The 9,523-nt window shown below is 39.6% G+C and carries 11 protein-coding genes; 1 reads left to right on the top strand and 10 read right to left on the bottom strand.

The window, feature by feature from the left end:
• The coding region (locus tag C9J41_RS21360) for an SUMF1/EgtB/PvdO family nonheme iron enzyme (RefSeq protein WP_107292996.1) at positions 1-899 on the top strand (899 nt) is incomplete at its 5' end.
• Between the two features lie 56 nt (positions 900-955).
• On the opposite strand, the gene C9J41_RS21355 is transcribed toward C9J41_RS21360, so the two are convergent.
• From C9J41_RS21355 to C9J41_RS21310, 10 genes are all read right to left on the bottom strand, one after another.
• Positions 956-2,170, bottom strand: coding sequence for a hypothetical protein (locus C9J41_RS21355; protein WP_107295006.1), 1,215 nt, complete (start codon positions 2,168-2,170; stop codon positions 956-958).
• Between the two features lie 138 nt (positions 2,171-2,308).
• A complete protein-coding gene (locus tag C9J41_RS21350; RefSeq protein ID WP_107295005.1) occupies positions 2,309-3,265 on the bottom strand; it encodes a hypothetical protein in 957 nt (318 codons plus the stop codon).
• 259 nt (positions 3,266-3,524) lie between these two features.
• The gene (locus tag C9J41_RS21345; protein ID WP_107295004.1) at positions 3,525-4,265 is read right to left on the bottom strand and encodes a DUF2931 family protein; all 741 of its coding nucleotides are present in this window, start codon (positions 4,263-4,265) and stop codon (positions 3,525-3,527) included.
• An 81-nt stretch (positions 4,266-4,346) separates the two neighbouring features.
• Positions 4,347-5,084, bottom strand: coding sequence for a DUF2931 family protein (locus C9J41_RS21340; RefSeq protein WP_107295003.1), 738 nt, complete (start codon positions 5,082-5,084; stop codon positions 4,347-4,349).
• An 81-nt stretch (positions 5,085-5,165) separates the two neighbouring features.
• Entirely contained in the window at positions 5,166-5,903 is a 738-nt protein-coding gene (locus C9J41_RS21335) for a DUF2931 family protein (protein ID WP_107295002.1), read from the bottom strand.
• An 81-nt stretch (positions 5,904-5,984) separates the two neighbouring features.
• Entirely contained in the window at positions 5,985-6,722 is a 738-nt protein-coding gene (locus tag C9J41_RS21330; protein WP_107295001.1) for a DUF2931 family protein, read from the bottom strand.
• An 81-nt stretch (positions 6,723-6,803) separates the two neighbouring features.
• A complete protein-coding gene (locus C9J41_RS21325; protein ID WP_107295000.1) occupies positions 6,804-7,541 on the bottom strand; it encodes a DUF2931 family protein in 738 nt (245 codons plus the stop codon).
• A gap of 81 nt (positions 7,542-7,622) precedes the next feature.
• Positions 7,623-8,360 (bottom strand): DUF2931 family protein, encoded by a 738-nt coding sequence (locus tag C9J41_RS21320; protein ID WP_107294999.1) that lies wholly within the window; start codon positions 8,358-8,360, stop codon positions 7,623-7,625.
• A complete protein-coding gene (locus tag C9J41_RS21315; RefSeq protein WP_199194455.1) occupies positions 8,361-8,594 on the bottom strand; it encodes a hypothetical protein in 234 nt (77 codons plus the stop codon). It lies immediately after the preceding gene.
• Between the two features lie 138 nt (positions 8,595-8,732).
• The coding region (locus C9J41_RS21310) for a hypothetical protein (RefSeq protein WP_107294998.1) at positions 8,733-9,523 on the bottom strand (791 nt) is incomplete at its 5' end.

Here is a 9,523-nt window from a genome sequence, read left to right as displayed (position 1 = left end):
AAATAGAAGCGAAAGTAAAAAAGCTCTACCCTGATGCAGATACCAAACTTCAACATCAAATCGTCGAAGTTGCTGTTGAATCACTTGAAAGCATGGTATTTATCAAAGGTGGAACCTTCATGATGGGTGCATTTAAAGCACCTTGTAGTCCCATTTCTACGGATAGAATGGATTGGTCGCCAGATGCTAAATGTAATACAACGATTTCCAACTTTAAAACGGGCTCTAATTTTATACATAAAGTGACCTTAAGTAACTACTCATTAGCTAATCATGAAACGACTTATCACGGTTTTGATGCTTTTAAAAAGGCACATCATCGACCTGTCGTTGATGCTGATATGAGAGAAAAATATGACTTTTCTGATGATGAGTTTAAAAACACAGCAGTACCAACTAAAACCTGGCAAGAGGCAAAAGATTACTGTTTATGGCTGGGTGAATTAACGAGTTCTCCGATTGACTTACCGACAGAAGCACAATGGGAATATGCAGCAAGAAATCGTGGAAAGCATCTATACTATGCTACCAACAACGGTTATCTCCAACCCAAAAATGGTAGGCATCTAGTTGATGGTAGGTATGTCGATTACACAAAAGATGAATGGAATATTGGTAACGATAACGATATGTATGAGGTTAAATTGTATCCACCCAACCCACTTGGTTTGTATGACATGTCTGGAAATACACAAGAATGGGTCAATGATTGGTATAGCAAAGATTATTATCAACAATCCTCAGAACTCGATCCTCAAGGCCCATCAACAGGAGCTAAAAAGGTCTTAAGAGGGTGGGACCTAACTACTTACAGAACAGGTGAAGATATAGTTCAAAAAAGATATTACCCAACATACGGCTTTCGTTGCGCGGTTCAACAAACGACACCAGTAAAGTAGTATGCATTTAGTATCGGCAATAATAACCTATGGCTATTATTGCCGGTAACGTTGCATTACGGTTTTAAATTATTACGCTTGATTTTTAGGTGTGGACTGGTAGGTGTGTATGGGAATATTTTTTGAACCATCCCTATATTTTCTAAATAATTCACACTTGCTAACTGAGCAATCCATTGATTAAATTCTTTTTGTTGATCGCCATCTAAGATGTAATTTATACGCTGTAGGTTTTTCACAAGCGCATCATCTGTAGTTTGTTTTTCTCCCTTTTCATTCATGTGGGCTAACACTTCAACAAACTTTCGCCAAGAGCGAATAGCGCCTGCCAATAACAAACAAATTGCTTTTTCCTGTCTCTCTTCACGGTTGAAAACATACGTATGGACTAAGGTATTGAGCATCATTCCTACCGTTTCAGGAGGAAGAATTCTTAAACTAACGCCACTCAATACGTTTCGATCTAAAATTCGCTTTGTTATGCGTTTGGCTTCATCTGAAATGAATAAATTATTTTTCACTTCTCTTAAACGGTATCGCCACCAATCATCAATATCTTTAGTTCCAATCTCTATTGCATCTTTTATCGGTTTAAAATCTTTTTCTGTAAATGCACTAAAAGCGGCTCGAGATAAATAAGTGTAAGCCTCTTCATTTATATTACCCATAATACGGTAGCCAATAGTATCAATCGATTCCCAAATGATTTTTGCCAATTCAAATAACTGTGAAAAGTCAATCGAGGTGCCAAAACCACCGGACGCTCCGGGCCCCCATACTAAGCGTGCACAACAATGGATTTCTAAGCTACCTCTATCTAATCGAACCTGAAAATCAACCCCAGCACCAAGCCCAAATGCCACATTGCCTTCCGCTTTGATTTCAACTAAAGCCGAAAAATCAGTCGTCCCCGTCTTTTGAGGGATTAACCACTCGACCTTTCCACTTAACTGCCCGCCGGCTTGAGCACCAGCAAACCCTTCAGCACTGACACCTATTTGCCCTGATGGTCTTACCCCAATCGTGGGGAAAGGAGAGAAAATAACCCCAGTTCCCGCACTTTCCTCAGCCTGATTTTTGAACATTACTTTACCACTCGCCATCGCTGTCACTAAACAACTTAATGTTAACGTTGCGCTACATCTAAAATGCCCTAGAGGGTATAAGGCGGGTAAATGTACACCTTTTCTGGCCATGTTTGACCAAAAGCCTTGCTGATTCCCCGGTGCTTGCGGCGGAATGTGCTGTGAGTTGTACGGGGTATTTTTCATGGTTATTTTCAATCTTTCTTCGGCGTTAACGATTTCCAGAGTGAGAATACACGCTAAATAGACTGGGCAATAATTGGCCTGATTATGAGATATGACCTCCACAAAAAAGCACGCCGAGATGGGCGTGCTTATTATGCGTTAGGCAGAAGCCGTGTTTGGTGTGGTTGCTATAGAATCAGTGGTAGGGATCGGTATAACTTCACCCAATGGTGGCTCTGAATTTTGCTTCTCAACAATTTTCGTCACTGCTTGTTCAAACGCATCATCATCCATACTGAACCAAAAGTCTGGCTTTCGATGATGCGCCTTATCATAAGCAACGGTTGCACTGTCTTTATGGCGAAAAGGCTCATTCATTGGAATGTCGGGCAAAGGCTGGCTTACATCCATATAGGCTTGGATCATGTTCCATAAGCGTTTGTATTCATCAAGATCTCTTGAGCCATTAATAAAACGGCCAATGGGAACCCCATGTTTATAACCATTATAACGATGAACAAGAAACAGTTGATAATTAATAAAACCTTGTGGGGTTGGCGATGTTGTCAGGTAGCAATCAAACTCAACAAAAGGGTGACTAAATCGCACCTTATTACCGAAGCCATGTAGTGTGACCATGCCTGTTTCTCGGCTTAATGAAAATAAGGTTTTAATGGGTAACTTTCCATTAAAAAAAGAGAAAGACCACCAAATGAGTAGACACACCACAGATATACAGATTAACCCAAGATAAATCTGGTTAAAGTCACTTTGAATAGCCTTACTCGAAAGGTTCATGACACCTGCAACCAAAAAAAACAGCGGCATAAAATAGATGGCAATAACTTTCGCAAAAGTCACGGCATAAAAATAGACCAAGCCCCACCATGGGAAAGTGATGTCTCTAATTTGACGTTCGTTGTAGCCGCCTTCAGATGGGTCTAACGTTCTAAGCTCAGAGGGTTTACGCGATCGCAACACTTTACTTGACACATGATGATTATTGCAAGTAAATGGGAAGTGCACACCTTTTCTGGCCATTTGAGACCAAAAGCCTTGCTGATTCCCCGGCGCTTGCGGCGGAATATGCTGTGAGTTGTACGGGGTATTTTTCATGGTTATTTTCAATCTTTCTTCGGCGTTAACGATTTCCAGAGTAAGAGTACACGCTTAATAGACTGGGCAATAATTGGCCTGATTATGAGATATTACCTCCATAAAAAAGCACGCAGATTATTATGCGTTAGATCGTTTACTCATTCATATCGTGTTAACGTGATTTTGGATTAGTTTTTATAATGTTTTAATGTAATGGTTTGACGAATCATATAAAACTAAAACGCCTCACAGATTTCTGTGAGGCGATAGGCCAATATTAATGAAGCTGGTCAACAGTAAAATGCTTAGATGTATAAACCTTATTTACCTTGTCCCAAGGGATAGGGGTTAAGGTTGCGTTAGCCTTTTTAGCTCTTTTTTTTACATATTCTGTTGCTTGGAAATATTGTTTCGATGTGATTGAATTATAGTCAGTATCAGGCATGCTAGTTGGCGATAGCTCAGTAACGTACGTATACTTGCCACACCCTTCAAGCCACACTTTCACTTGCCCATTTGGTAGGAAACCAAAATCAAATTGACTTTGATAGCAAGTACGTTTTATTCCGTCAGATTCCACATGATGCTGTTGTGTATACATCAGCGCTTTCATTTTTGGGGTGACATCTAATTTAGTAATATAGAACTTTGCGTCAAAAAGGGATGTCCAGTAAAGCACGACTTTATCGGGTAGATGATTGGTTTTCATAATCTGTTCATAGTAAGCAATTGTAGAATAACTTCTTAATGGCATACCATAACCATCATAATTAGGTAAAAAACCCTTTATACGCTTAAAATCACTAACCGTCATAAATTGACTATGAGTGTGTAAAATAGAGGTCCAATCTTCTTGCGTGTTAATACCATATGCTTTAGTGACTCTGACAGGGTAAAATGATGGCATAGCGTAACCAACCGTCCAATCAGGAACTTCATCAGGTACGCGTTCTCTATTTATCATGCTACAACCAGCAAGTAATAGGCAGAATACTCCTGTTGATATGATCTTTTTCATTTACTGTCCTTGTGTAATGAATGCTGAATCTAGCTCTTTCATTGAGCGCCTCACAGATTTCTGTGAGGCGATAGGCCAATATTAATGAAGCTGGTCAACAGTAAAATGCTTAGATGTATAAACCTTATTTACCTTGTCCCAAGGGATAGGCGTTAAGGTTGCGTTAGCCTTTTTAGCTCTTTTAAGTACAGAGTTTCTTGTCTGGTTATGATCAGAGTAAGTACTTCCGTTATAGTCCGTTTCGGGCATGCTCGTTGGCGATAGCTCAGTAACGTACGTATATTTGCCACAACCCTTAAGCCATACTTTCACTTGCCCATTTGGTAGGAAACCAAAATCAAATGTCGTTTGGTAGCAGGTTCGGTTTATTCCATCAGCCTCAACATGGTTTTGTTGTTTATACATCAGCGCTTTCATTTTTGGGGTGACATCTAATTCAGTAATGTAGAACTTCGCATCAAAAAGGGATGTCCAGTAAAGCACGACTTTGTCGGGTAAATGATTGGTAGGTTGAATTTGTCTATACCAGCCCATCGTAGTAGTAGCGAGGGGTAAGCCATAACCATTATAATCAGGTAAAAAGCCCTTAATACGGTTGAAGTCACTAACCGTCATAAACTGGCTGTGGGTGTGTAAAATAGAGGTCCAATCTTCTTGCGTGTTAATACCATATGCTTTAGTAACTCTGACTGGATAAAATGATGGCATAGCATAAGCTACAGTCCAATTTGGAACTTCATCAGGTACGCGTTCTCTATTTATCATGCTACAACCAGCCAGTAATAGGCAGAATACTCCTGTTGATATGATCTTTTTCATTTACTGTCCTTGTTTAAGGAACGCTTAATCTAGCTCTTTCATTAAGCGCCTCACAGAAACCTGTGAGGCGGTAGGCCAATATTAATGAAGCTGGTCAACAGTAAAATGTTTAGATGTATAAACCTTATTTACCTTGTCCCAAGGGATAGGCGTTAAGGTTGCGTTAGCCTTTTTAGCTCTTTTAAGTACAGAGTTTCTTGTCTGGTTATGATCAGAGTAAGTACTTCCGTTATAGTCCGTTTCGGGCATGCTCGTTGGCGATAGCTCAGTAACGTACGTATACTTGCCACATCCTTCTAGCCACACTTTCACTTGTCCATTTGGTAGGAAACCAAAATCAAATGTCGTTTGGTAGCAGGTTCGGTTTATTCCATCAGCCTCAACATGGTTTTGTTGTTTATACATCAGCGCTTTCATTTTTGGGGTGACATCTAATTCAGTAATATAGAACTTCGCGTTAAAAAGGGATGTCCAGTAAAGCACGACTTTATCGGGTAATTGATTGGTAGGTCGAATTTGTCTATACCCGCCCATCGTAGTAAAGTAGAGTGGTAATCCATAGCCATTATAATCAGGTAAAAAGCCCTTAATACGGTTGAAGTCACTAACCGTCATAAATTGGCTGTGGGTATGTAAAATAGAGGTCCAATCTTCTTGCGTGTTAATACCATATGCTTTAGTGACTCTGACTGGATAAAATGATGGCATAGCATAAGCCACAGTCCAATTCGGAACTTCATCAGGTACGCGTTCTCTATTTATCAGGCTACAACCAGCCAGTAATAGGCAGAGCACTCCTGTTGATATAATATTTTTCATTTACTGTCCTTGTGTAATGAATGCTGAATCTAGCTCTTTCATTGAGCGCCTCACAGGTTTTTGTGAGGCGGTAAACCAATATTAATGAAGCTGATCTACAATATAATTCTTTGATGTATATATCTTATTTACCTTATCCCAAGGGATAGGCGTTAAGGTTGCGTTAGCCTTTTTAGCTCTTTTAAGTACAGAGTTTCTTGTCTGGTTATGATCAGAGTAAGTACTTCCGTTATAGTCCGTTTCGGGTGTGCTCGTTGGCGACAGTTCAGTAACGTACGTATATTTGCCACAACCCTTAAGCCATACTTTCACTTGCCCATTTGGCAGGAAACCAAAATCAAATGTCGTTTGGTAGCAAGCTCGTTTTATTCCATCTGGTCGAATGTAACTTTGCTTTTTATAGGCCAGCGCTTTCATTTTTTGGGTAACATCTAATTCAGTAATATAGAACTTCGCATCAAAAAGGGATGTCCAATAGAGCACGACTTTATCGGGTAGATGATTTGTATATTGTACTTGAGAGTAACTAGCTGTTGTAAAAAGATGAAGTGGTAATCCATAACCATCATAGTTGGGTAAATACTCTTTCACACGCTTTAATGCACTTACAGTCATAAATTGACTATGAGTATGCAATATAGAAGTCCAATCTTCTTGCGTGTTTATACCATATGCTTTAGTGACTCTGACAGGGTAAAGTGATGGCATTGTATAACCAACTCTCCAATTTGGAACTTCATCAGGTACGCGTTCTCTATTTATCATGCTACAACCAGCCAGTAATAGGCAGAGCATCCCTGTTGATATAATATTTTTCATTTACTGTCCTTGTGTAATAAATGCTGAATCTAGCTCTTTCATTGAGCGCCTCACAGGTTTCTGTGAGGCGATAAGTCAATATTAATGAAGCTGATCTACAATATATTTTTTTGATGTATATATCTTATTTACCTTGTCCCAAGGGATAGGCGTTAAGGTTGCGTTAGCCTTTTTAGCTCTTTTTTTAACATATTCTGTTGCTTGGAAATATTGTTTCGATGTGATTGAATTATAGTCAGTATCAGGCATGCTAGTTGGCGATAGCTCAGTAACGTACGTATACTTTCCACACCCTTCTAGCCACACTTTCACTTGTCCATTTGGTAAGAAGCCAAAATCAAATGTCGTTTGGTAGCAGGTTCGGTTTATTCCATCAGCCTCAACATGGTTTTGTTGTTTATACATCAGTGCTTTCATTTTTTGGGTAACATCTAATTCAGTAATATAGAACTTCGCGTTAAAAAGGGATGTCCAGTAAAGCACGACTTTATCGGGTAAATGATTGGTAGGTCGAATTTGTCTATACCCGCCCATCGTAGTAAAGTAGAGTGGTAATCCATAGCCATTATAATCAGGTAAAAAGCCCTTAATACGGTTGAAGTCACTAACCGTCATAAATTGACTATGAGTGTGTAAAATAGAGGTCCAATCTTCTTGCGTGTTAATACCATATGCTTTAGTGACTCTGACTGGATAAAATGATGGCATAGCATAAGCTACAGTCCAATTTGGAACTTCATCAGGTACGCGTTCTCTATTTATCATGCTACAACCAGCCAGTAATAGGCAGAATACTCCGGTTGATATGATCTTTTTCATTTACTGTCCTTGTGTAATTAATGCTGAATCTAGCTCTTTCATTGAGCGCCTCACAGAAACCTGTGAGGCGATAGGCCAATATTAATGAAGCTGATCAACAGTAAAATGTTTAGATGTATAAACCTTATTTACCTTGTCCCAAGGGATAGGTCTCAAGGTTGCGTTAGCCTTTTTAGCTCTAATATTTAACTCGTCTTCATAATCATGCTTGTAGGCAGTTGATGAATTTCCGTTATAGTCCGTTTCGGGTGTGCTCGTTGGTGACAGTTCAGTAACGTACGTATATTTGCCACATCCCTCTAGCCACACTTTCACTTGTCCATTTGGTAGAAAACCAAAATCAAATTGACTTTGATAGCAAGCTCGTTTTATTCCATCTGGTCGAATGTAACTTTGCTTTTTATAGGCCAGCGCTTTCATTTTTGGGGTGACATCTAATTCAGTAATATAGAACTTCGCATCAAAAAGGGATGTCCAGTAAAGCACGACTTTATCGGGTAGATGATTTGTATATCTTATCTGGGAGTATTGAGCGATCCCAAAAGTTAACGATAATCCATATCCATCATAGTCCGGTTGAGACTGTTTAATTCGTTCTAAATCGCTGATTGTCATAAATTGACTATGAGTATGTAAAATAGAAGTCCAATCTTCTTGCGTGTTAATACCATATGCTTTAGTGACTCTGACAGGGTAAAATGATGGCATAGCGTAACCAACTGTCCAATCAGGAACTTCATCAGGTACGCGTTCACTATTTATCATGCTACAACCGGCCAGTAATAGGCAGAGTACTCCTGTTGATATGATCTTTTTCATTTACTGTCCTTGTTTACATTCGAATATTTGACGCTCATTGTATCTTTGCTCTGTCGGACTAAATATTTTAAGCTCAGAGGCCTTTCGTGATACCAGCTCTTTAATTGGCACATGATAATTGTTACGAGTAAACGGAAAGTGCACACCTTTTCTGGCCATTTGAGACCAAAAGCCTTGCTGATTCCCCGATGCTTGCGGCGGAATGTGCTGAGAGTTGTACGGGGTATTTTTCATGGTTATTTTCAATCTATCTTCGGCGTTAACGATTCCCAGAGTGAGAATACACGCTAAATAGACTGGGCAATAATTGGCCTGATTATGAGATATGACCTCCATAAAAAAGCACGCCGAGATGGGCGTGCTTATTATGCGTTAGGCAGAAGCCGTGTTTGGTGTGGTTGCTATAGAATCTGTGGTAGGGATCGGTATAACTTCACCCAATGGTGGCTCTGAATTTTGCTTCTCAACAATTTTCGTCACTGCTTGTTCAAACGCTTCATCATCCATACTGAACCAAAAGTCTGGCTTTCGATGATGCGCCTTGTCATAAGCAACGGTTGCATTGTCTTTATGGCGAAAAGGCTCATTCATTGGAATGTCGGGTAAAGGCTGGCTCACATCCATATAGGCTTGGATCATGTTCCATAAGCGCTTGTATTCATCAAGATCTCTTGAGCCATTAATAAAACGGCCAATGGGAACCCCATGTTTGTAACCATTATAACGATGAACAAGAAACAGTTGATAATTAATAAAACCTTGAGGGGTTGGCGATGTTGTCAGGTAGCAATCAAACTCAACAAAAGGGTGACTAAATCGCACCTTATTACCGAAACCATAAAGTGTGACCATACCCGTTTCTCGGCTTAATGAAAATAACGTTTTAATGGGTAATTTTCCATTAAAAAAAGAGAAAGACCACCAAATGAGTAGACACACCACAGATATACAGATTAACCCAAGATATGCTGTATTAACGTCACTTTGTGGAGCTTCAGTTAGAATATTTGCCATAACACAAACCAAAAAAGCTACTGGCATCATATAGAGAGCAATAAATTTTCCGAATGTCACGGCATAAAAATAGACCAAGCCCCACCATGGCAATGTGATGTCTCTAATTTGACGTTCGTTGTAGCCGCCTTCAGATGGGTCTAACGTTC

The sequence above is a fragment of the Photobacterium sp. GB-50 genome (assembly GCF_003026755.1).
GTDB lineage: Bacteria > Pseudomonadota > Gammaproteobacteria > Enterobacterales > Vibrionaceae > Photobacterium.
This window is presented reverse-complemented; position numbering and strand designations above follow the sequence as displayed.

What these genes read in the sequence shown, in the direction of transcription:
- C9J41_RS21335 (WP_107295002.1), bottom strand. Translation starts at nt 5,903, where the DNA reads ATGAAAAATATTATATCAACAGGAGTGCTCTGCCTATTACTGGCTGGT.
- C9J41_RS21345 (WP_107295004.1), bottom strand. Translation starts at nt 4,265, where the DNA reads ATGAAAAAGATCATATCAACAGGAGTATTCTGCCTATTACTTGCTGGT.
- C9J41_RS21350 (WP_107295005.1), bottom strand. Translation starts at nt 3,265, where the DNA reads ATGAAAAATACCCCGTACAACTCACAGCATATTCCGCCGCAAGCGCCG.
- C9J41_RS21355 (WP_107295006.1), bottom strand. Translation starts at nt 2,170, where the DNA reads ATGAAAAATACCCCGTACAACTCACAGCACATTCCGCCGCAAGCACCG.
- C9J41_RS21340 (WP_107295003.1), bottom strand. Translation starts at nt 5,084, where the DNA reads ATGAAAAAGATCATATCAACAGGAGTATTCTGCCTATTACTGGCTGGT.
- C9J41_RS21330 (WP_107295001.1), bottom strand. Translation starts at nt 6,722, where the DNA reads ATGAAAAATATTATATCAACAGGGATGCTCTGCCTATTACTGGCTGGT.
- C9J41_RS21315 (WP_199194455.1), bottom strand. Translation starts at nt 8,594, where the DNA reads ATGAAAAATACCCCGTACAACTCTCAGCACATTCCGCCGCAAGCATCG.
- C9J41_RS21320 (WP_107294999.1), bottom strand. Translation starts at nt 8,360, where the DNA reads ATGAAAAAGATCATATCAACAGGAGTACTCTGCCTATTACTGGCCGGT.
- C9J41_RS21325 (WP_107295000.1), bottom strand. Translation starts at nt 7,541, where the DNA reads ATGAAAAAGATCATATCAACCGGAGTATTCTGCCTATTACTGGCTGGT.